17 protein-coding genes and 1 riboswitch are annotated in these 22,425 nt (G+C 66.3%); of the genes, 1 reads left to right on the forward strand and 16 read right to left on the reverse strand.

The window, feature by feature from the left end:
* Positions 1-212: 212 nt before the first annotated feature.
* Positions 213-317, forward strand: a riboswitch (glycine riboswitch).
* A gap of 92 nt (positions 318-409) precedes the next feature.
* A complete protein-coding gene (locus tag LB310_RS03205) occupies positions 410-1,963 on the forward strand; it encodes a sodium:alanine symporter family protein (protein ID WP_173011732.1) in 1,554 nt (517 codons plus the stop codon).
* A gap of 101 nt (positions 1,964-2,064) precedes the next feature.
* Here LB310_RS03205 and LB310_RS03210 read toward each other — a convergent pair whose 3' ends face one another.
* The 16 genes from LB310_RS03210 to LB310_RS03285 form a co-directional block, all read right to left on the reverse strand.
* Complete coding sequence (locus LB310_RS03210) at positions 2,065-2,508, reverse strand: MarR family transcriptional regulator (protein ID WP_123673008.1); 444 nt, start codon at positions 2,506-2,508, stop codon at positions 2,065-2,067.
* Positions 2,509-2,538: 30 nt separating this feature from the next.
* Positions 2,539-4,035, reverse strand: coding sequence for an MATE family efflux transporter (locus LB310_RS03215; protein WP_278804828.1), 1,497 nt, complete (start codon positions 4,033-4,035; stop codon positions 2,539-2,541).
* A gap of 288 nt (positions 4,036-4,323) precedes the next feature.
* On the reverse strand, positions 4,324-4,689 hold the full coding sequence (locus LB310_RS03220) for a tRNA-binding protein (protein ID WP_278804827.1): 366 nt from the start codon (positions 4,687-4,689) through the stop codon (positions 4,324-4,326).
* Positions 4,690-4,698: 9 nt separating this feature from the next.
* Positions 4,699-5,211 (reverse strand): shikimate kinase, encoded by a 513-nt coding sequence (locus tag LB310_RS03225; RefSeq protein WP_015539373.1) that lies wholly within the window; start codon positions 5,209-5,211, stop codon positions 4,699-4,701.
* Positions 5,187-6,260, reverse strand: coding sequence for a DMT family transporter (locus LB310_RS03230; protein ID WP_301154472.1), 1,074 nt, complete (start codon positions 6,258-6,260; stop codon positions 5,187-5,189). Before LB310_RS03230 ends, LB310_RS03225 begins: the two co-directional genes overlap by 25 nt.
* A 186-nt stretch (positions 6,261-6,446) precedes the next feature.
* Entirely contained in the window at positions 6,447-7,412 is a 966-nt protein-coding gene (gene rarD / locus LB310_RS03235; RefSeq protein WP_123673002.1) for an EamA family transporter RarD, read from the reverse strand.
* Between the two features lie 11 nt (positions 7,413-7,423).
* Positions 7,424-8,749: an MFS transporter gene (locus tag LB310_RS03240; protein WP_301154475.1), complete on the reverse strand. Its 1,326-nt coding sequence runs from the start codon at positions 8,747-8,749 to the stop codon at positions 7,424-7,426.
* Positions 8,746-10,062, reverse strand: coding sequence for a hypothetical protein (locus LB310_RS03245; protein ID WP_301154479.1), 1,317 nt, complete (start codon positions 10,060-10,062; stop codon positions 8,746-8,748). The genes LB310_RS03240 and LB310_RS03245 overlap by 4 nt, the downstream gene beginning before the upstream one ends.
* Complete coding sequence (locus tag LB310_RS03250; protein WP_301154482.1) at positions 10,059-13,145, reverse strand: BadF/BadG/BcrA/BcrD ATPase family protein; 3,087 nt, start codon at positions 13,143-13,145, stop codon at positions 10,059-10,061. The genes LB310_RS03245 and LB310_RS03250 overlap by 4 nt, the downstream gene beginning before the upstream one ends.
* Before the next feature lie 33 nt (positions 13,146-13,178).
* A complete protein-coding gene (locus LB310_RS03255) occupies positions 13,179-13,457 on the reverse strand; it encodes a hypothetical protein (protein ID WP_301154483.1) in 279 nt (92 codons plus the stop codon).
* Between the two features lie 129 nt (positions 13,458-13,586).
* Entirely contained in the window at positions 13,587-13,919 is a 333-nt protein-coding gene (locus tag LB310_RS03260) for a hypothetical protein (RefSeq protein ID WP_087190720.1), read from the reverse strand.
* A gap of 43 nt (positions 13,920-13,962) precedes the next feature.
* A complete protein-coding gene (locus LB310_RS03265; RefSeq protein ID WP_301154485.1) occupies positions 13,963-16,371 on the reverse strand; it encodes a molybdopterin-dependent oxidoreductase in 2,409 nt (802 codons plus the stop codon).
* A 61-nt stretch (positions 16,372-16,432) separates the two neighbouring features.
* Positions 16,433-17,815 carry an MFS transporter gene (locus LB310_RS03270; RefSeq protein ID WP_157005788.1) on the reverse strand — a complete coding sequence of 461 codons (1,383 nt, stop codon included), beginning with the start codon at positions 17,813-17,815 and terminating at the stop codon, positions 16,433-16,435.
* 406 nt (positions 17,816-18,221) lie between these two features.
* A complete protein-coding gene (locus tag LB310_RS03275; protein WP_087190717.1) occupies positions 18,222-19,184 on the reverse strand; it encodes a LysR family transcriptional regulator in 963 nt (320 codons plus the stop codon).
* A gap of 717 nt (positions 19,185-19,901) precedes the next feature.
* A complete protein-coding gene (locus tag LB310_RS03280; protein WP_096228624.1) occupies positions 19,902-21,212 on the reverse strand; it encodes a histidine kinase in 1,311 nt (436 codons plus the stop codon).
* Between the two features lie 78 nt (positions 21,213-21,290).
* Positions 21,291-22,211: a sulfite exporter TauE/SafE family protein gene (locus LB310_RS03285; protein WP_301154486.1), complete on the reverse strand. Its 921-nt coding sequence runs from the start codon at positions 22,209-22,211 to the stop codon at positions 21,291-21,293.
* Positions 22,212-22,425: the final 214 nt, after the last annotated feature.

A 22,425-nucleotide genomic window follows, 5' to 3' on the forward strand; every position in this document is an offset into this window, starting at 1 on the left:
ACACAGAGACCTCCTCGAAACGAATAGGGCTTCACCGGTACACCTTAGGCGTTGGCGGCATTGAATTACGTTTACGGACCTACGCAGTTTTCCGCATGTTGCCGTTCGGAAAAAGGGCCGTTGCCCGCGCATACGTTCCCTGCTACAATATGCCGGCACAATTTCATAGCATCACCCCGTTGATACGTCCTGGATCGCACGAGACTGGACGAGGAGGGGCCTCTGGAGAATCCCGATCGTCGGGTGCCGAAGGGGCAAGGCGGATGGCCGAAGGCCGCATCGCCGAAACTCTCAGGCAAAAGGACAGAGCAAAGCTGCAGCTTGTTGCGCGCACGCGCCTTCCCTTTTTCCCGCATATATCCTCCAGAGTGCCGCGTCCATGGACGGGGTTCGCCGAAATTGCACGTACATGCTTGTATCGAGGAGGAAACTGGTGGAAGGCTTTTTCAGCGTTATCAACGATGGGCTCGTCGCTATCGACGACTTCATCTGGGGGGTGCCGCTCATGGTGCTCATCCTGTTCGGCGGCATCCTGCTGACGGTACGGTTGCGCGCCGTGCAGTTCCGGCAGCTGCCGCGCGCCCTGCGCTACATGGTGAAGAACGAGAAGGGCGGCGCCGGCGAGGTGTCGAGTTTCGGCGCGCTGTGCACGGCCCTGTCGGCTACCATCGGCACGGGCAACATAGTCGGCGTGGCCACGGCCATCGTCGCCGGAGGCCCGGGCGCGCTGTTCTGGATGTGGCTGGCCGCCTTGTTCGGCATGGCCACGAAGTTCTCCGAGGGCCTGCTGGCCGTGAAGTACCGTCGCGTCGACAAGAAGACGGGGCACGTTCTGGGCGGCCCGTTCTACTACATCGAGCGCGGCATGGGCATGAGGTGGCGCTGGCTGGCGAAGGTGTTCGCGTTCTTCGGCATGTGCGTGGGCCTGTTCGGCATCGGCACGTTCACGCAGGTCAACTCTATTTCCAGCGCTATCACCGGCTTCTTCGACCCCGAGAAGAACGCCACCGTGAGCATTCTGGGCATGGACTACTCCATCTTCACCGTCATCGGCTCGCTGCTGCTGGCCCTGCTGGTAGGCCTCGTGGTCATCGGCGGCCTGAAGCGCATCGCCAAGGTGTCCGAGCGCGTGATCCCCGCCATGGTGGTGCTGTACGTGGGCTTCTCGCTCGTGCTCATCTTCACGAACCTGGACAAGGTGCCCGGTGCGTTCGCCGTCATCTTCCAGAGCGCGTTCGGCCTGCAGGCTGCGGCCGGTGGCATGCTGGGCGCCATCATCGTGGCCATGCAGAAGGGCATTGCGCGCGGCATCTTCTCGAACGAGGCGGGCCTTGGTTCCGCGCCCATCGCCGCTGCGGCCGCGCAGACGAAGGAGCCGGTGCGCCAGGGCCTCGTATCCATGACCGGCACGTTCCTGGATACCATCGTGGTGTGCTCCATGACCGGCCTGGCGCTGGTCATGACCGGCGCGTACCAGATCCCCGGCCTCGAGGGCGCCGCCGTGACCACGGCCGCGTTCCAGGCGGGCCTGCCGTTCCTGCCGCCCGAGGTGGTGTCGTTCGTGCTCATGGCATGCCTGGTGCTGTTCGGGTTCACCACGATCCTCGGTTGGGACTACTATGGCGAGCGTTGCCTGGAGTATTTCAGCAACGGCAACATGAAGGCCGTGAAGGTGTACCGCTGGCTTTACATCTTCTGCGTGTTCATCGGCCCCTACATGACCGTGGCCGCCGTGTGGACCATCGCCGATATCTTCAACGGCCTGATGGCGCTGCCGAACATGATCGCGCTCATCGCGCTGTCGGGCGTGGTGGTTAAGGAGACGAAGGATTACTTCGAGCGCCTGAAGGCTGCCGGCGACGAGGACGCCATGGAGCCGCATCTCCCCGGCGACAACTGGGATATCCCGCCCATCGACCCGCTGAACGCCCCCGACTCCGATACGGCCGGCGCGCGGGCATAGAGGCCGCCGGGGCGTCGTCAGCAGCTTTTCCCTCGCGCGCCGAGCCTTCCCGCTCGGCGCGCGGCGTTTGGCGCCCGGCGCGCAGCCCGGAAGGAGCGGTGTTAGCCGAGTGCGGCGTTGAGCTTCAGCACGATGGCTGCCAGCTGCCGCTTTTCCGCATCGTCAAGCACCGCCAGCGTCTCGCGCGCGAACGCGCGCTGGTGGTCGCGAGCTTCCTGCGCCTGATCGCGGCCGTGATCGGTGAGCGCGACCCGCCGGGCACGGCGGTCCTGCTCGCCGGCGGCGCGCTCGATGCAGCCGTCGGCTTCCAGCCGGGCCAGCAGCGCCCCGAGCGACTGCGGGCGGATGCCCACGATGTCCGCCAGCTCCACCTGCGACAGCGGACGCGGTGCGAACCCCTCGGCCATCGCCTCCTCATGGCTCGCCAGCACCGCCAGCACGAACGAGGCCCCTGTCGCGCCGCCCGCCTGGCGCGATCGGCGCGCGATCACCTGGCTCATATGCGCCATCTCGCGCATGATGGAGTCGTCGCTTAGAGGCTCCATGGCCCATCCCCTCCCTTCGCCCGGCGCCCGCTACGCCTGTTGCGCGGCAGCCTCGCCCAGCTCGCCCGCCGCAACGGCGGGACGCGCTGCGCCACCCGAGGCTTCGCGCAGGCCGCGCAGCTTGCGCACCTCGCGGACCACGAACACCGTCGTCATGAGCGTGGCCAGGCCGTCTGAAACAGGCGCGCTCACCACCACGCCCTGCAGCCCCGTGAGCCCGAACACGGACGTCAGCACCGGAGGCAACAGCAGATACAGCGGGATGAGGAAGATCACCTGGCGCGTCATCTCCAGGATGGCGGCCTTGAGCGGCTGGCCACTGGACTGGAAGTAGCTCGACCCCACGATCTGGAACCCGACCAGCGGATACAGCAGCGTGTAGATCTGCAGCGCCGTGACCGCGAACGACTCCAGGTCGCCCGTCACGCCGAACAGCGCCACGATCTGCACCGGTATCGCGTGCGAGAGCACGAGGAAGAACGTCCCGATGGCCACGCCCGCAACCGACGCCCACTTGAGCGCGTCGAGCACGCGCTGCCACGAGCGGGCCCCGTAGTTGTACCCGATGATGGGCTGCGCTCCCATGATCAGGCCGATGAGCGGCGTGATGGCGAACAACGTGGCCTTCTGCGCCACGCCGATGGCCGCAAGCGCGCCCGTCACGCCGATGGGATCCTGCGCGCCGTAAATGCCGATGACCTGGTTCAACACCACGCTCACCACCGTGGAGGCCACCTGCATGACGAACGACGCCAGACCCAGCGTGAGGATGCGCCCCATGAGACGCGCATCGGGGCGGCAACACGACAGGCGCAGGCGGAACGGCGCGCCCTTGCACATCGTGAAGTACCACACCACCGGCACCATGCCGCACGCCTGCCCTAGCACGGTGGCGCCGGCGCTGCCCGCAACGCCCCAGCCGAGCACGAGCACGAACAGGTAGTTCAGCACGATGCACATCACGGTGCCGAACACCATGGTGCCCAGCGCCAGGTTCGGCTTGCCTGCCGTGCGCAGGAAGTTGTTCAGGCCCATGCCGAGCGACTGGAAGGCGAAACCCACGCAGATGATCTGCACGAACGTCTTGGTAGGCTCCCACAGCTCGTTGCTCGTGCCGATAAGCGCGAGGATGGGGTCGATGGCCGTGACCGCTGCCACCGCCACCAGCACGGCCAGCCCGAACAACAGCACAGCCGAGTTCCCCAGCGTCTTCTCCACCTGCGCCTTGCGGCCCTCGCCCAGCTGGATGGCCGCGAGCGCGTTGCCGCCCTGGCCGGCGACCATGGAGAAGCCCATGAGGATGGTCATGACCGGCAGCGCCAGCGTGGTAACGGCCACGCCCGTGCCGTCGGGGAACGCCTGGCCGAGGAAGGCGGTGTCCACCACGTTGTAAAGCGAGTTGAACACCATGCTGATAATGGCTGGGATGGAGAACTCCAGCAACAGCCTGCCGATCCGCTCCGTCCCCAACCGGTCCGTCCCTTTCGCCGCCCCGGCGCCGCCCACCGCTTCAACCTCGTTCGCCATGCACTGCCTCTTTCGCGCTTCCGTGATACCTGATGTACGTCCCCTCCAGTTTATCCCGATTCAGTGTCGAGGAAAGAAAATAATAAGTTAACTTATTATTTTCTCCATAAGACGGCCCAGAGCGCATGACATCGTTTTTAATGCATTGTGCTCTTTTCCCACATCAACCTGTGGCGCCGGCGGTCCTTGCAGGGGCGTCTTGTCTTGGGATCCCACGCAGAAAGACCCCGTGTTTCATGCGAAACACGGGGTCTTTCCTCGAAAAGGCAGCGGGGAGCTGTTTCTGCCTTACCCCAGGCGTGCGCCGTCAGGGACCTCGCACTCGGGGACGGCGAGGGCAGGAAGGATGCCGTCCTCGTAGCCGATGTCGTAGATCATTCCCTCGGACACCTCGCCGGCCATCTTGCGGGGCGCCATGTTCACCACGAACAACGCTTGGCGGCCCTCCAGCTCGGCCTTGCAATCTGCGCGCTCCTCCTTCATACCGGAGAGGATCGTGCGCGTGAACCCACCGAAGCTCACCGTCATCTTGATGAGCTTCTTGGAACCCTCCACGTCGTCCACCCGCACGATGCGCCCTACGCGGATGTCCAGCTTGTCCAGGTCGTCGATCGTGATGGACGGCTTGACCGGTGCCGTCTCGATGGTCTCCACGGCAGCGTCCTAGCGCAGCGCGTCGGCCACTTTGCGGGCCGCCGCGGTAATGGACAGGTCGTCGATGTTCACGGTGATCTCGGCGTACTGCTCGTAGAGCGGCTTGCGCTCGTCGTAGAGCTCGCGCAGACTCATGCCGATGCCGCCCTTCAGCACCACGCCGCGCTCCTGCAAATCGTGCAGGCGGCTCACCAGCTCCTCGTAGGATATCTGCAGGTACACCACGCGGCCGATCTCGGCGAGGTGCTTCATGGCCTCGTCGGAGTACACGGCCGATCCACCCGTGGCAATGATCGAGTTCTCCGCCTCTATGTCGCGCAGGATCTCGTTCTCCACCTGGATGAAGCCCTCCGGGCCGCACGCGTCGATGAGCTTCTGCAGCGTTTTGTCGCACTGGTTCTGGATGACGAGGTCAGCGTCGACGAACTGGTAGTTCAGTATCTTCGCCAGCACGATGCCCAGCGTCGACTTGCCCGCACTCGGCATGCCGATCAGCACTATGTTGTTCCGTTCTTGCTCCATGATGCCTCCTCTTGCGTCGATTCGACAGCTGCCCTGCCGTCGGCGTCTCGGGCGCCCAGCACGCCCAACGGCTCCGGCGACACCACCGGGCCGCCGGGGGTTTCCAGGGCCAAGGCGGGGGCGTCGTCGCCCGCCTTGCTTTTCAGCGGGAACGTTTCGCTCACCACTATAGCAACGAAGATGAGGGCGAAGCCGCCCACCAGGCGAAGCCCTATCTCTTCCCCATACAGCAGCACGCTGAACAGCACGCCGAACACGCTCTCCAGGCTCAGGAACAGCGAGGCCTGCGCAGGCGGCACGTGCGCCAGAGCCACGTTCTGGATGACGAAGGCCACGCAGGACGCGAAGACCACAAGGTAGGCCATGTTCATCCAGAAGGCCGGCGTGAGGGACTCGGCCGGGGGCAGCGTCTCGAAGCAGGCCCCGTATGCCACGCCGCACACGCCGCCCACCGCGAACTGCAGCAGGGTGAGCACGAGCACGTCGCTCTTCTCGGAGAACTTCGACACGTACACGATATGCACGGCGAACAGCAGCGCCGACACGAGCGTCATGGCGTCGCCGAAGCCCATGGTCAGCTCGGAAAGCGAGCCCGCGAGCGACACGAGCCCTATGCCGGCCACGGCCATGACGGCTGCCACGAGGTTGAACGCCGTCGGCCGCTTGCGGGCGATGGCCCACCAGGCGAACGGCACGATGACGCAGTACGTGGCCGTGAGGAAGGCGTTCTTGCCCGGCGTGGTATGGTCGAGCCCGATGGTCTGCACCCAGAACGCCAGATAGCACACCACGCCGAGAATCGTCCCCTTAACCAGGTAGTCGAGAGCTCTCTCGCCCGAGAGTGCCGCGCGCAGACGGCGGAAGAACAGCACGGCCAGGATCGCGCCCGTGGCCAGGAAACGAAACCCTATGAGGTAGGCCGGCTGCAGAACATCCACGGCATCTTTCATGACCACGAAGCTCAAACCCCAGATGACGGTGGCCACAACCAACAGGAGCTTGTAAACGCCTGTCGGAATGCGATGCGCTATGCCGTCTAGTTTTTCCACAGCCGCCCATTATACGGTGCCCCTCGGCCGAATGATAGGGACCGAACCAGCTGGCGGCTTTCGCAAGGCGCACGGCAGCAACAGCCATCGGCAACGAGCCAGCGCCCTATTTCAGCAACCTGGCGGCCATGCGCCGCAGGCCGCGCGAAGCACGTGCCCTGCACGAGCGCCCTCGATCGCCCCGCGCTAGAGCCCCCGCCGGCGCGAACGGGAGCGCGCCTCCCGTCCGCGCACGGTCTCGCAGGCAACAGCGGCCAAGCCAACCCATATGAGGAGGAAGCTCGCAAGCTGCCAAGCGTCGGGAAGCTCGCCGAAGCACGTCACGGCAAGCAGCATGACGAGCGTGGGGCTGAGATATTGCAGCAGGCCCAAGAGCGACAGCGGCGCCCGATTCGCGGCGGCCGAGTACAGCGCCAGCGGGCCCGCCGTAACCACCCCGGTTCCCACCGCCAATAAGGCGATTCCCGCGGGCGACGTGAGTGCCAGGGCATCGGGAGCCGTATGCGCAAGCTCCCAGAAACCGGGATCGGCCCAGCCGACGGCGAACAGGCCCGCGCCGAGGACGGCCGCGAACAGTGATTCGACGGCCATGCCGGGCAGCGCATCGTAGCCGCCGCGTTTCTTCACGGCGCCGTATGCGCTGAACGTCGCGGCAAGCACGAGCGCTATCCAAACCGATCCGCCGTGCGTTGCCGCGAACAGCAACGCCCCGCAGGCAGCCAGCATCGTGGCAGCCTTCTGCACACGCGTCAGGCGCTCGCGGAAGCACACGACCCCCAGCACGATGCTCGTGAGAGGGCTGAGGAAGAACCCGAGGCTCGTCTCCAGCAGATGGCCGCTCGTGGACGCCCAGATGTAGACGCCCCAGTTGGCGGCGATGAGCACGCTCGAAGCGCCGAACGTCGCCCATGCACGGCGGTCGTGCAGCAGCGGCAGGAAGCGCACGCGCATCGCCAGGCAAAGCACCACCGAGAACGCGCACGACCACACCATGCGCGTGGCCAGCGCCTGAAGCGGCGGAACCGCCGAGAACAGCTTCCAGTAAACCGGAACGACGCCCCAGATGGCGTAGCAGAACGCGGCCTGCACCAGCGCACGGCGACCTTCCTGCCCGATGCGCGGCTTCGCGCCTGCGTCCCTTCCACCTTCCATAGCCGCCTACCCTAGCTCCGACCGTCGGTCCGCGCCCGGCGGTGCAACAGCCGCACGAACGCCGCGAAACCGAGCAGCGCCAGCACCACGATGGCCACCACAGCGGCGTATACGGCGAAGTCGCCGTTCTCGGCACCGCCGGCTCCGCGGGCAAAGCCGGCGGCGAGCGAGCTCAGCACGGCGGCGCTTGCCATGTTGAAGTTGGCGAGCGCCAGGTTTCCGGCGTACTTCTGCTCGCCGAACAGGCTGCGGGCGAACGCCGAGGCGATGACGGGCACGCAACCGTATGAGAAGCCGACGAGCAGCGCGCCCGCCACGAACAGGCCGGGCACGCGCATCCCGGGAGCGAACGAGCCGGCAAGGGCCGTCGCACCTGCCAGCGCGGCGAGAGACGCCGCAGCCATGACCGCCACGAGGCCCTTCCTATCGTACAGCATGCCGATGACGATGCGGGCCGCGCCGTTCGTCGTTGAGACCAACCCCACGAGCAGCGTCGCGAAGCCCGCCTCCAGCCCCACGGCCAGGGCGGACGACTTCGCGTCGCCGATGATCATGAGCCCCGCGCAGATGGCGCACGTCGCCCATAGGCAGTACACCCAGAACAGCGGCGAACGCGCCATGGAAGGCGCTTCGCTGCGCGGCGCAGCCGCGGCGGAGGCGCGGCGGGAAGGCGCAGGTGCTCCCGCGTCGGGCGCGGGAACCAAGTCGGAAGCAAGCCGAACCGGCACGGTCTCCCCGCCGCGAACCCCGTCCGCGGCAGCTGCGCCCCGATCCTGGGGCCGCGGCCGGACTACGAGCGTCGTCGCAACCAGCACGAGCGCGATGAGCACGGCCAGGCCGACGAACACCGCCCTCCATCCCGCCACCTCTATGCAGGCGGCCGCCGCCGTACCCAACACCAGGCCGCCTATTCCGAAGCCCATCATGAGGGCGCCCGACGAGAAGCCCACGCGGTCGGGGAACCACGCGTTCACCGTGGCGATAACGGTGTTGTAGGCGATGCCGCAGCCCGCGCCGCACAGCACGCCGTAGCCCACGTACAGCACCGGGAGGCCGCCCGCATCGACCGCCGCAGCCGTGCCCGCGAAGCCCCCGGCCAGAAGAACGGCCGCCACCAGCAGCGTGGCCCTGAACGACAGGCGCTCGTTCAGCTTCGCTCCGAAGAACCCGCCGAAGCAGAACGTGATGATGGACAGCGTGAACACGAGGCGCATGCTCTCGCGATCCCATCCGAACTCCTGCCCTATCGCGCTGGAGAAGTTCGACCACGAGTAGATAAGGCCGAGAAACAGCAGCGACAGCACGCCGGCGGCAAGATAGCGCATACGGTGGTTCATAGGTTGCTCCTCCTTCGCGCCGCCGCGCGCTTCGCGACGGCCGTCATCAGCTTGATTCTATTCACCTGGTTGACCTCGCTCGTGCCGGGGTCAACCTCGATCGTGGCTATGTTCGCGTCCACGCCGTCGGCTGCGCACCACGTGCGCAAGGGCTTTATCGCTCCCTGTCCCACCACATGGCCTGCCAGGCAGCCGAACGCGCGGGCGTACACGAGGTCGCGCACGCCCGCGCGCACGAACAGCAGCGCGGAACCCGCGATAGTCCAGCCGGCGCCCTGCACCAAGAAGCGCGGGACGACCTCTGTGCCGGCGCGTTCCAAATCCTGCACGGTTGGGCAGCGCAGGCAGGCGCCCGCATGGCGCTGCAGCACGCGGCACCGCTCGTCGAGCGCGGCGTGCAACGGTGCCGCGGCGCCCTTCTCGCGCAGCGCGGCGGCGGCCAGGGGCAGCAGGTACGGCAGCGCAGCCTCGCACCCCTCGCGCTCGATGCACGCGACGAGCCCCGCGTTCATGCGCTCGTCGAACACGGCAGGGGCCGCACCCACGACGCCCACGATGGGCCGGCCGTCGCGCTCGGATAAGCCGAAACCTGCCAGCGCCGCCCCGAATGCGCTCAGGCTTCCTTCGAGGACGAACGCGTTGGCGGCCAGCGCACGGCAGGCGCGGGCACTCGACGCGGCAAGGAGGGCATCGAAAACCGGCTCATCGGCAGGACGCGTGTACGGCCGCACGCGCAAGCGCGCTTGGAGCAGAGCATCCCCGAACGCCAGAGCATCGGCAAGGCGCGCGGCCGCACGCGCATCGGCGGCAAGCGCCTCGAGTGCGTCGGTGCCGCTGATCACCGACGCACGCGCTTCGAGGCCGGACGCTGCGAGCGCCTGCGCCAGAAGGTACGGCGCGTCGTCACCGCGGCAGCGCACGCAGGGCGTCGGCACCGCCACGCGCAGCGGCCCGGCGACCGGGTCGGCAAGAGGGTCGAGAGGCTTCTCGGCCATGGGCTGCGCAGCTTCGCCGTGCGTCAAATCAACTCTTGGGCGCACGGCCGCCGGCTGTGCCTGCATGCGTTGTTTCGGCAGGCAGGCACCACACCCCGTAAGGGCTGCGCCGGCTGCGGCGCCCTCGTGCAGGAACCCAACCGTGCGGCCGGCGGCAAGGAGGGCCGCATAGCAGGCGTCGTTGTTGACCGTTTTCAAACCGGCGCGCACCACCTCCTCGCCGCCGGCCGCAAGCACGCGGCACTCCTCGCCGCCGGCCGAGAGGGCGGCCTCCACCAACGGCGCGTGCCACGCCGAGAAGAACGGCACGACGATCATCGCGCATCTCCCCTTCCCAGCCGTTCCTCGCGCGCCGCGACCATCGACCGCACGCGGATGCGCGTGGCGGCAAGGTCCACCATCTCGTCTATCTTGAGCGCGGTGAGCGACCGCCCCCGCTTCTTCAGCACGGCGCGCGCCTGGTCGACGGTCACGGCATCCAGACCGCACCCGAACGAGTAAAGCACCACGAACTCCAGGTCATCCCTCCCGGCGGCAAACCGCGCAGCGCGCAAGATGCGCGCTGGGTGCTCCCAGCGGCTCGTGCCCCCGTCATCCGCGCTGCCCGCCCTCACGGGCGCCGCGTCTCCGCCAACCGCCTCGCCTTGCCGACCGCCCTTCGCAGGGCCACTTTCCCCCTTGCCTGCCCCTCCGCTGCAAGCCCCTGCCGGCAGCGCGTCCTCGGTCAGCACGGCGAACCCGTAGGAGCGCAGCAACCCCGGAATCGCATGGTTCGCCGCCGGGTCGCCGTGGTACGGCCGCCCCGCCAACACGACGCCCGGCACGCCGCGCTCGGCCATGAGGGCAAGCGCCGCCCTTCCGGCGGACACCATATCGGCGCGGAACCGCGCCTGCTCGCACGCCGCCGCGCGGGCCGCGCGCTCCACCTCTCCCAAGCCCAGGCCGCACGCCACCGGCTCCAGCGCCTCCTGCAGCGCCGCCGCGAGCCGGCCATCGGGGCCGTCATCGCCGAGAACGGCTTCCACCTGCGGCAACACCAGCTGCATGCCCCGCTCGTGCACGAAGCCCACGTTCGCGTCCAGCACGAAGGGATAGCCGGCGAGCACCGGGCACGACCGGCCTTCCGGCCCCTCGGCGCGCACGTACGGCAGGAACGCCGCCGGCACGCCGCGCTCGGCCAGGTCCACGAGGTGCGCGTGCATGAGCTTCGCCGGGTAGCACAGCGACTCGGAGGGGATAGTCTCGAGCGCACGGCCGCGCAGGGCCGCGGCCGGCAGGCGCGACGGCACCACCCGGAAGCCAAGGCGCGTGAGCAGCGTGTGCCAGAACGGGTAGAGGTCGTACATGCCCAGCGCGCGCGGCAGCCCGATAACGCCGCGTGGCGCAGCGTCCTCCGGCAGCGCCCGGTAAGCGAACAGCCGCTTGTACCGGTACGCGAACAGGTCTGGCAGCCCGTTGTCCTCGGCACCGTCCCCCAGCCCGCGCTCGCAGCGGTTACCCACCGTGAACGTGCGCACCGCGTCGCCGTCGTCGAACGACGTCACCGTCAGGCGGCAGGCGTTGCCGCACCGGCCGCACACCTCCGTGCGCTTGCTGCTTGCCAGGCGCTCCACCTTCGCGCGCGACAGCAGGCCGGAACGCCCGCCTAACGCGGCCCGGTCGCGTGCGATGAGCGCTGCGCCGTACGCGCCCATGTGCGCGGCGAGGGCCGGCCGCGCCACCTCGGCGCCGTACAGGCTCTCGAACGCCCTCAGCACGGCATCGTTCATGAACGTGCCGCCCTGCACGACCACGCGCCTGCCGAGCGAGGCGGCGTCGCGCGCCCTGATAACCTTGTACACGGCGTTGCGCACGACGGAATACGCCAGCCCAGCCGCGATATCGCCCAGCTCGGCACCCTCCTTCTGGGCATGCCTCACCCGTGACGTCATGAACACGGTGCAGCGCGTGCCCAGGTCGACGGGGCGCTGCGCATGTACCGCCACCTCGAGGAAACGGTCGAGGCGCACGTTCATGGACCACGCCATGCCGCTGAGCAACGCACCGCATCCGCTCGAACAGGCCTCGTTCAGCACGATGTCGTCCACCGCGCCGTCGCGCAGCCACACGCACTTGATGTCCTGCCCGCCGATATCCAGGATGAAGTCGGCGTCGGGCACCAGCTCGCGCGCCGCGCGCACGTGCGCCACCGTCTCCACCTCGCCCGAGTCGAGGGCAAACGCCCGCTTCAGCAGCTCCTCGCCGTAGCCCGTCACGCATGCGTGCGCCACCTCCACCGCCAGCGTGCCGTCGTGGCGCAGCGGCAGGTGCTTCCACAGGTCTACGAGCATCGCCTGGGCCGCCTCCACCACGCTGCCGGCCGAGCGCTCGTAGTACGTTCGCAGCACGCAGCCCTGCTCGTCCACCAGCACGTACTTGATAGCCTCGGAACCCGAGTCTATCCCCAAGAACACGCGCCCCTCGGCGCTGCTCAAGTCGGCCCGCGGCGCCGCGAGGGCGGCATGGCGCCGCGCGAACGCATCGTGCTCGGCATCCGTGGCGAACAGCGCGGGCAGGCGCTCCAGCGTGGCGCCCCGGTCCCAGGGTACGGACTCCAGCCTCCCGATGAGCTCCCCGAGCCCATACGGCACGCTGTCCCACGCCTCGAACGCAGCGCCCTCGGACACGAAGAGGTGGCCGTCGGGCGGCACTTCCAGGTGCGCGTCGTCCAGCCCCAGGCGCAGCCTGAACCGTTCGCGCAGAGCCGAAAGGAAGTGCAGGGGCCCTCCCAGCAGGGCCACGGTTCCGGAAATGGGCCGCCCGCAAGCCAGGCCGGCGATGCACTGGGCCGCCACGGCATCGAACACGGATCCCGCGATGTCCTCCTTCGGCACACCCTCGTTCAGCAGGGGGCGAACGTCCATCTGCGCGAACACGGCGCAGCGCGAGGCGATGGCGTGGACGGTGCGACAGCCGTGCGCGCAGTAGTTCAACGCCTCCGCGTTCATGTCCAGCATGCCGGCGATGGTGTCGATGAAGCCGCCGGTGCCTCCTGCGCAGGTGCTGTTCATGCGCAGTTCCTCCCCGCCGGTGAGGAACAGGATCTTCGAGTCCTCCCCGCCTATCTCGATAGCCACATCCACCTGAGGGATGCGCCGCTCGACGGCCGTGCGCGCGGCGACGACCTCCTGGGCGAACGGCAGGTCCAGCAGGTCGGCGAACTGCATGCCTGCCGACCCCGTGACGCCTATCGTCATCCGCTCGTCCGGGAAGCGCATCCGCGCCCGCGCAAGCGTGTAGCCAAGCGTCTCCCTCACGTTCGACAGATGGCGCTCGTACGAGTCGTAGAGCAGCTCCCTGTCGTCATCGAGCACGACGAGCTTCACGGTCTTCGAGCCTATGTCCACGCCGGCGTGCAGCATGTCCGCCTCCCTCCCCTCGTCGGGCGCCGCACGCTACGGCTGCGCCGGCTCGTCCCACGGGTACACCGGTGCGGGGCGCTCCTCCCGCCGTGCCTTCGCGGCAGCCGCCAATTCCAAGATGCGCGCGTGCTCCGCTTTCTTCTGGTCCAGGTACGCCTGCTTGGCACGCTCGCGCATGACGTCGGTGATGGGCTCTCCACAAGCCGGGCACGCGTCATCAAGCAGGTTGATCGCACCGCCGCATGCGGCGCACACGCCATGCTTGTCGTAGCACTTGCCGCAACGCGAGCAATCGGTGCACGCGAACGTCATAATCAACCATCTCCTTGGCATCCTCCGAGAACGAACGGTTGCCGGCACGACAGCAACGCCGTGCCGGCAACGAAAGCAACGGTGGCCGCCCGCGGGGGGATGCGGTCGGCCACCGCCGAGAGCATGGCGCTACCGGTACAGCGCCAAATGCCCGTCGGTCTGGTCGGCCAGCTGCTTCATCTCCTCGAGCTCGCCCACGTGCAGCGCCTTCGAGATGCAGATGGCCGCGCACGGTGCGTTGCCCTCTTCCTTCTCGAGGCAGTTCGCGCACTTGTCCAAGCGGTAGGCGTACGGCGACATGAACATCTCGTGACGTCCGTCCACCACGTCGGGCTTGCCCAGGAAACAGCGCATGTACGTCTCCGTCACGGGCAGCTGGTAGTAGTCCTGGCACGCGAGCTGGCAAGCGGAGCAGCCCACGCAGTAGTCGAGCTCGACGAGCACGCCGATTTTCTTAGCCATGGTTTCTTCCCTTCGTTATCGTCGGTTTTCTCATGAAGTCAGGCTATTCGCTGAACTTGCTGACCTTGCACAGGCTGCTGCGCATGGGGGCGGCGCCGAAACCGGGGTCGGAGCCTTCCGCCGTGGTCAGCACGTTCGGGTTGGCCTGGTCCCAGTCGAAGCCGGGCAGGTTCAGCTCCTTGCAGGCGTGCTTGTAGTTCGGGCGACACATGCTCACCGCACCCTTGATGACGCCCTTGGAGATGCGGGCCTTCGCCTTGATCTTGCCGCGCAGGCTCTCCACCCACAGCCATTCTCCCTCGGAGATCTGACGCTCGCGGGCATCCTCCTCGTTAAGCTCGATGTAGGGCCACGGCTCCAGGATGCGCTGGTGGGCGATGTTCGTCCACGCGGAGTGGTAGAAGGCGTAGTCGCGCGCGCCCGTGGTCAGGCACAGGTCGTATTCTTTGTACAGCTCGGGCGTGGAGTACGGGCTCTCGAACGGCTCGTGGTAGCTGGGCAGCGGCGAGTCGTAGCCGTAGGATGGCATCTGCTCGGAGTACACCTCGATGCGCATCGTGGGCGTCTGGAACTTCACGAGGCCCTTCTCATGCTGCCGCGTCGTGCGGCTCTCGCCGCCGTACTCGATGAAGTATCCCTGCTTCGCCGCCACCTCGTAGTCGGTGATAGGCTCCTTGCCGTTGGGGATCAGGTGGAACTCGTTCAGGCGCCACAGCTGCATCTCCTCGGAGCTCTCCCACGGCCACAGCTCCGGGTCGAAGCGCTTGCCCAGATTGCGCATGAAGTCCCAGTCGTCCCACGCCTCGCCGGGGGCCTTCACGGCCTTCTGCGGGATATTGAACGGGCACGGCTCGGGATACAGCTCCTCGTCGAAGTTGCCCACGCGCTCGGACCAGTGCGCGGCCGGCAGCACGATATCGGCCAGCTCGGCGCCCGGCGTCATGAAGTAGTCCATGTTCACGTTGAGCTCCAGCACGTCGGACATGAGCGCCTCGTGGATCTTCGTGGCGTTCTCGAAGCAGCCCAGCGGGTCGTTCGCCACCGAGATCATGACCTTCACGGGCCAAGGCTCGCCGGTGAGCATGGCGTCCCACACGTCGTTCGGGATGTTGGCGTTGCCGTACACTTGGGTGTACATGGGATGCTTGTCATAACCCAGGCGCAGCTTCGGAGGCACGCGGTCGTAGGCCGTGATCTTAGGATCGAGCATGAACTCCCAGAACGTGTTGAAGTAGATGCCGCCCTTGTCGTCCAGCGGCGGGTTCAGCAGCAGCTGCAGGATGGTGATGGCGCGGCCGGACTGCAGAGCGTTCGACGTCATCATGCAGGCGCCCAGGTAGGCGGTGAGCAGCGATGGCTTGTCGTCGGTGGGATTCGTGATGATGTCGAACATCTCCAAGATCTTCTCCACCGGTGCCCACGTGACGGCCGACACCTTCTCGGGCGTCCAAGCGGCCACTTCGTCCTTGTACGTCTCGAGGCCGGTCTTGCAGGTCTTCGTGCTGCCGTCCTTGAGCGTGACCTCGAAGGCGCCCATGAGCGAGGGCTTCACGTCGGCGCGGTCGAAGTCCTCGGTCTCGGGACGCCAGATGGCCGGGGCGCCGGCGGTCTTGTCCCACACCACGTAGTGCTCGTCGGATCCGCCTTCCACCAGGTCGGCCTCGCGCATCATCATGCGGGCCTCGTTGTCCACGAGGAACGGGGCGTTCGTCCACGTGGTGAGCATCTCCTCGGCGGCCAGGAACTTGCCGCTCTGGAACATGAGGTTCGTCAGTCCCAGCGCCAGCGCACCGTCGGTGCCGGGTCGCACGGGCACCCACAGGTCGGCTTTCGCGGCGATGTCGCGGAACACGGGGTCCACCACCACGACGCGCGAGCCGTTGCGCTTCGCGTCCATGATGCGCAGGCCGCTGTACTGGCGCGAACGGATGGGGTTCGTGCCCCACATGACGATGGAGCCGGCGTTGCGGTAGTCGCACGCCTCGTGCGGATGGAACATGCGCCCGTAGGTCACGTGCGTCTGGGCCAGGTTCGGCAGCAGGCACACGTGCGTGGGCCACACCTTGCCGCCGCCGTTCCACGTGTTGTTCAGGCGGTCCAGGAAGTGGTTCGAGCCGCGGCCCGTGCCCTGCGAGATAATGACCGACTGTGGGCCGTACTCCTCGATGGTCTCGCGGATCTTCTTCTCGATGATGTCGAGCGCCTCGTCCCACGTGATGCGCTCCCACTTGCCCTCGCCGCGCTTGCCGGCGCGCTTCAGGGGGTACTTGAGGCGGTCGGGATGCGCGTGGATCTCCTGGGCCGAGAACGCCTTGACGCACAGGATGCCGTCGTTCACCGGATTGTTCTTATCGCCCTCCACGCGCAAGATCTCGTCGTTGTCGTTGACCGTGAGGATGACGCCGCACTTGGAATGGCAGTCGAAACAGACGGTCCTGACTTTCTTCTCCATGATTACCTCCGTATCGTTTCTCTTGTCTCTTCACGCTCGTCCGCTTTCCCGGACAAGCGAGCTAGAACTTCTTGTCCTTCGTCTCGGGCCCGAACAGGAACACGAGCAGGCCGGGAATGATGACCATGGCGGCGGCGATGTACATGGTCACGTACACCCCGAAGCTGGTCATGACGCCGGCAAGCACGATGGGACCGACGATGGAGCCCATGCGCCCCCACGAGGTTGCCAGGCCGTTGCCCGTGGTGCGGATGGCCGTCTCGTACAGCTCGGGCGTGTAGAGCGCCATCATCATGGCGTTCAGGTACTTGCCGAACTGGTAGAGAATGCCCGTGACGATGAGCATGACGAGCGTGGTGGACGCGCCGTAGGCGATGCCGAAGATTGACGTGCACAAGCCTGCGATGAGGAACGTCTTCTTACGTCCGAACTTCTTGGCCGACCAGCTGGCGAAGAACCATGCCGGGATCCCGCCCAATATGCCGATGGTCACGAACCCGGTGGATTGCACCACGTCGAAGCCCTTCTCGATGAGGATGGTGGTGAGCCACGTGGTCAGGCCGTAGTCGCTGAACATGGAGATGAACCACACGAAGAAGCACAGCACAGTGACCTTCAGGTACTTTGACTTGAACAGGTCCTTGAACGACATTTTCGCATCGGAGCGCACGACGACCTCGACGGGCGGCAGCTCCTTGTGCCGCGCGATGGCCTCCTGCTCGAACTTCGCGCAGATGGCATCGGCCTCCTCATAGCGTCCCTTCGCCTCCAGCCACAGAGGCGACTCGGGGCAGATCTTGATGATGCCGATGACGAAGAACGCCGGCAGCGCCTCGGCCAGGTACACGCCGCGCCAGTCGAAGTGCGGCAGGATGAGCACGGTGAGCACGCCCGCCACGGCGAACCCGACCGGCGTCATGAGCTGGTAGAGCGTCATGAACTTAGGACGGTCCTTGCCCGACACGATCTCGCTCAGGTAGCTCAAGGCCACCGGGAACTGCGCTCCCAAGCCCAGGCCCAGCACGAAGCGCATGGCGAACAGGTAGTAGACATTGGGCGAGAACACGAGCGCGAACCCAGCAACGCCCCAGATGAGCATCGAGGCAACGATGGTCTTCTTGCGGCCCACCTTGTCGGCGATGCGGCCGGCGGCGATGGCGCCGAAGAACATGCCCAGGAAGCAGATGGACGAGTAGTACCCGCCCGTCGTGGCGTCCATGCCGAAGTATTCGCGGATGGTCGGCATCAGGAAGCTGGTACCGCCCAAGTCGATGGTCTCGGCGAACCAGCCCATGAGCACGAAGAAGATGATAAGCGCCGTATGCGGCGAGGTCGGAATGCGGTTCATGCGATCGGCGACCGAAACGCGCCCGTCCTGCCCGCCATGCTCGCTCCCCTTGGCCGCGGGCGGTGCGGACCCTCCGGCGGCGACGGCATCTGCCATACGATCAACCTCCTTAAAGAATTGGATCTCCCCTTTGCCTCACCGCGCTGGCGGTGCGGCCGAATCGGAGCGGATGCGCGCCTTCCCCCTTCCCCGCTCAATCCGCGTCAAACCTTGTGCCACCCAAGATACGCGGCGGCCCGGCGGCGGTCGATCAATGGCTCGTTGCAACGGTTAAACGAATTGGCAGGGTGCTTGTACCGGAGCATAAAACGCTATGACCTCGGTAAACGAGGTCTCTGGCAGGATTTCCTGCAAAGTCTATCCGTAGGGCAGGAGCTCTGCCCTTGCCGCTCAACAGAGGTCGCCCAGCAGGCTGTGGCAAGGGCAGAGGCTCTTCCCTTGCCCTACGGGACAGCCTCCATGGCGAACCTGCGTTTCGGGCTTTCGGCGCAACCCTTCCGCGCTACACCAGCTCGTAGGTGTCCAGGTAACGCGGCTGCAGGTTCTTCTCGGCAACCGTCTTCCTTATGTAGCGGATCACGGCGTCCACGTGTTCCCGGGAACGGTTCTCCGGCGTGGAGAGCAGCCCGAACTCCGTGCTGAAGAAGCCCTCGGTGGGCTTGGTCACCACGCGGTCCGGCAGCGTGCGCAGGCCCTCGACCAGCTTCGGTGCGAAGCCAACGGCCTGATGCTCCATGATCTGCACGAAGATGATGGCTCCTGCGTTCGTGACCGTCTTCACGTTGTCCTCGAGGATGTAGTCGTCGAGCGCATCGCCCAGCACGGTGTCCTTGTAGCGTGCCACCGGGTAAGGGTCCACGTCGCGCGGTCGTACCGCGTCGCGCCGGGCCAACGGCGAGAACGACGACACCATCGCCACGAGCGGCGACGTGAACAGCGGCTCGTACACCATGCCTCCGTCCTCCACGAGCTCGTCCACGTAGCTGCGGTACTTCTCCGTCATGGGCAGCGATATGATGCCGAACGACTCCTCCTGGTCGCGCGACAGGATATGCGGCACAATGCGGTAGAGGTTCGACTCGTTGAGCTTCACCTCGAACGGGAACTGGCCCGGCCGCTGCAGGTTCAGCAGCGAGATGAGGTACTGGGACACGCAGGATGTCACCGTGATGCGCACGAGGCCCTTCGACGGCGCCATGTCGGCCAGCTTGTACTCGGTGAGCGATCCCTTCGCCTCGTCGTACAGCTCCACGATGGCGTCGATGCGGCGGCTGAGCTCCTCGCCGGCAGGCGTGAGCGATATCAGGTTGTTCTGGTAGGTCATGAGCGTGACGCCGAAGTCTTTCTCCAACTGGTGCAAGGCCCGGCTCAGCCCTTGCGGCGTCATGAAGTAGTGGGCGGCCGTCTTGGAGATCGATAGCGTGCGCGAGAAATCCTTGAAATAGTACAGGTACTCGATATGCATTGCGACCACACCTTCTCGTCTTCCCCTGAAACGTATGTGTGCAGCGCTCAGACGCGACGGCCCCGGATAGCCTTCCCAGTCTACCCGAGGGTCGTCGCACCGGCAATTTCCTGAGAAGCGGCGTCAAGTTAACGCCCGTTGGCCGGGAGAGCCGCTTCTGCGCATCCGACGTGCGGTTACGTTTGGGGAGCGGAGGGCGGCCCCGAAGGCTTGGGCGCCGTGGGCGCGCCCGGCATGGCAGGCATCTTCTGCCCCGGCATGGCAGGCGCCGCAGGCTCGTCGGCCGGCGGCAGCGGCTCCTTACAGAACGGGCAGGTCACCGGTCGGAAGTTAGGCGACACGATCTTCTTCCCGCAGGCCGGGCAGATTAGCGGTCCCGAGGTCGTATCAGGTGGTCTGAAGCACATGGCAGTCCCCTTTCCCCCTCGCGTAGATGCGAGGAACGTCGTTCGACGTTTTCACTATAGAAAAATGCCGACAAGGGGACAAACAACGAACGATCCCACTCCCCCCAACCGTTCGTTGCGACGGTGGAGCAGGATGGCACGGTGCTGGAAAGGAATTTGGACTGCGATGGCAGAACCGGGCGGATCTTGCGGCCGCCCCTCGTCGACGAAGGTTGAGAATCCTGCCATGAAAACGAGATTTCGGTGCGCATCTTTGCTTGCGATCGCCAAAGGGGAAAGGGGGATGCCCCTGCCCGTCCGCCGCCGCGCATCAGTACTCGCGCTTTGCGCCGCCTATCAGCACGAGCGTGACCTTCGTTCCCACGCCCAGCTCGCTCTCCACTTCCATGTGGGTGTCGGAGCCGAAGTAGCCGCAGATGCGGTCATGGACGTTCTTCACGGCGATGCCGCATCCGGTGGACGATTCGGGGTGCAGGATGTTCAGGCGCGCTTCCTCGGTCATGCCCACGCCGTCGTCCGCCACGCACACGATAACGTCGTCGCCTTTCACCTGGCCCGTCACGCTGATGGTGAGCTTGCCTTCCGACGGCATGGCATGGCGCACGGCGTTCTCCACGAGCGGCTGGATGAGGAAGGGCGGCACCATCATGTCGTCGACGTCCGGCTCGATGTCCACTTCCATGGCTACCCGGTCCTCGCCGAAACGCGCGATCTCGAACGTAAAGTAGCGTTTCGTCTGCTCTATCTCGCGCGCGAACAAGATGAGGTCGGTGGAGTCTTCCAACGTGCGGCGGTAGAACACGGCGAACTCGCGCAACAGGATGCGCGCCTTCTCGGGGTTCGTGCGGATGAGCGAGGCGATGGTGTTGATGGTGTTGAACAGGAAATGCGGGTTGATCTGGCTCTGCAGCGCCTTCAGCTCCATGCTGGTGGCCAGCTTCGTCTGCTCCTCCAACGCCGAAGCCGCCATCTGGGTGGACAAAAGCTGGCCGAAACCCTCGGCGATGGACTTCTGCGTCTCGGAGATATGACGAGCTCGGCGGTAATAGAACTTCAGCGTGCCCTCCACCGTGCGGCCCACCACCAACGGGACGATGATGGCGGCCTGGATGGTGGACGAGCCGGACGGGAAGCCGATCTCCTCCGGTGTGAACAAGATACGACCGCGCCCATCGGAGAGCGTGGCATGGGTTGCGTGCGTGCGGATAACGCTGCCGGAGGGGTTGTCGGCCTCCTCGTAGCCGGCGTAGCCCAGGATATGGTCCTTGTCGGTCACTGCCACGGCAATGGCCGCCGTCGAGGGCAGCAGCAGCTGGCAGATGCGCTGTGCAGCTTCGCTGGTCATCCCCTCCTTCATACAGTCGAGCGTCTGGCTGGCCAGGCGCAGCATGGCATCGGACTGGCGCGCGCGCACGGAATCGGGATCCATGAGCAGCCGGATGACGATGACGAGCGAGAGGGTGAACACGATGCCTGCCACGATGAGCACGGCGATGCTGCGGTACGGCGACACGGACGACCAGATGAGCACGAGGCCCGACAGCACCGCTACGGTGAACATGAACATCTCGAGCGTGAAGAAACGGGGCAGGGCGGTCTTCTCCGTCGTTTCCTGTTGCACCTGCTGCAAGGCGAACCTCCTCGTCGTGTCTGAAGGCACCATCCTACCAGCATCCGGCGTGCAATGCACGCCCGTTTGTCAGAGCACCCCCACCTCGTTCAGCACGAGCACGACTGCGGCCACGATGAGGAAGCCGCCGAAAATGAAGCGCAGCGTGCGCTCGGGCACGAGGCGCACGAGGCGGGCGCCGACCACGGCGCCGGGGATGGAGCCCACAGCCACCGCGATGCCGGCCATATAGTCGATATTGCCGAGCAGCCCCTGCTCGATGGTGCCCGGAATGGCCAGCAGCATGACGGCGATAAGCGACGTGCCCGACGCCTGCTTCATGGAGATGCCCACGAGCGACAGCATGAGCGGCACCATGATGAACCCGCCTCCCACGCCCACGTACCCGGACGCCAGGCCGGCGCCCAGGCCGATGGCGGCGCCGATGGCCAGCTGCTTGCGCGAGAGCTTGGGGAACGACTTGCCCGTGTCCGCAGCGATCTCCGACGCGCCGGCCGACACATCCGGCTCCACGTCGTCGTTCGCCGCGGCGTCGCCCGCCTGCTCCACGGCGGCCTCCACGGGGGTCTCGCCCGCAGGCTCCGCCTGCGCGGGCGCCACGGGGCGGGCGGGCTTCATCTTCCACGCCTTACGCAGCATGTTCACCGCCGAGTAGCCGATGATGAGCGCGGCCGCCAGCATGACCATCCAGGCCGGGGATATGGTGGCAAGCCACACGCCGATGGGCGAGGTGCAGGCACCGCCCAGACCGGCCGCCAGGCCGAGGGACGGCACGCACGTCTTATGCCGCACGTGCGACACGGCTCCCGAAACGGAGGTGGGGATGATGGTGAAAAGCGACGTGGCCGTGGACATGATGGGGCTCATGCCGAACGCCAGGCGGAATATCGGCACGAGAACCGTGCCGCCGCCGATTCCCAGCATGCCCGAGAGAATACCGATTCCGATGCCCACAAGGGCGGGTATCACGAGCGAAGTGAAGATGTCCATGGGCGCGCCTGCCAGTCCCTTCCCCGATCAACGATATGTCCGCGACCCAGTTTAACGGAAACGGCGCTGCACGCACGTCAAAGGCGCGTCAATTCCGCAAGCGTCAGGCTTGCGTTGCCCAGCGTTGCCGCCGCGTCGCCGACGGGCGGCCCCGGAGGATGCGGCAGCTTGCTGAACCTACGCGCAGGCAGGTCGCCGCACGCGCTCGGCTTGC

The sequence above is a fragment of the Gordonibacter sp. RACS_AR49 genome, assembly GCF_030418435.1.
GTDB classification, from domain to species: domain Bacteria; phylum Actinomycetota; class Coriobacteriia; order Coriobacteriales; family Eggerthellaceae; genus Gordonibacter; species Gordonibacter urolithinfaciens.

Excerpts from the sequence above, each read along its gene's own strand:
- LB310_RS03205 (WP_173011732.1), top strand. The coding sequence starts at position 410 with ATGCTTGTATCGAGGAGGAAACTGGTGGAAGGCTTTTTCAGCGTTATC.
- LB310_RS03210 (WP_123673008.1), bottom strand. The coding sequence starts at position 2,508 with ATGGAGCCTCTAAGCGACGACTCCATCATGCGCGAGATGGCGCATATG.
- LB310_RS03215 (WP_278804828.1), bottom strand. The coding sequence starts at position 4,035 with ATGGCGAACGAGGTTGAAGCGGTGGGCGGCGCCGGGGCGGCGAAAGGG.
- LB310_RS03225 (WP_015539373.1), bottom strand. The coding sequence starts at position 5,211 with ATGGAGCAAGAACGGAACAACATAGTGCTGATCGGCATGCCGAGTGCG.
- rarD (WP_123673002.1), bottom strand. The coding sequence starts at position 7,412 with ATGGAAGGTGGAAGGGACGCAGGCGCGAAGCCGCGCATCGGGCAGGAA.
- LB310_RS03240 (WP_301154475.1), bottom strand. The coding sequence starts at position 8,749 with ATGAACCACCGTATGCGCTATCTTGCCGCCGGCGTGCTGTCGCTGCTG.
- LB310_RS03245 (WP_301154479.1), bottom strand. The coding sequence starts at position 10,062 with ATGATCGTCGTGCCGTTCTTCTCGGCGTGGCACGCGCCGTTGGTGGAG.
- LB310_RS03250 (WP_301154482.1), bottom strand. The coding sequence starts at position 13,145 with ATGCTGCACGCCGGCGTGGACATAGGCTCGAAGACCGTGAAGCTCGTC.
- LB310_RS03255 (WP_301154483.1), bottom strand. The coding sequence starts at position 13,457 with ATGACGTTCGCGTGCACCGATTGCTCGCGTTGCGGCAAGTGCTACGAC.
- LB310_RS03260 (WP_087190720.1), bottom strand. The coding sequence starts at position 13,919 with ATGGCTAAGAAAATCGGCGTGCTCGTCGAGCTCGACTACTGCGTGGGC.
- LB310_RS03265 (WP_301154485.1), bottom strand. The coding sequence starts at position 16,371 with ATGGAGAAGAAAGTCAGGACCGTCTGTTTCGACTGCCATTCCAAGTGC.
- LB310_RS03270 (WP_157005788.1), bottom strand. The coding sequence starts at position 17,815 with ATGGCAGATGCCGTCGCCGCCGGAGGGTCCGCACCGCCCGCGGCCAAG.
- LB310_RS03275 (WP_087190717.1), bottom strand. The coding sequence starts at position 19,184 with ATGCATATCGAGTACCTGTACTATTTCAAGGATTTCTCGCGCACGCTA.
- LB310_RS03285 (WP_301154486.1), bottom strand. The coding sequence starts at position 22,211 with ATGGACATCTTCACTTCGCTCGTGATACCCGCCCTTGTGGGCATCGGA.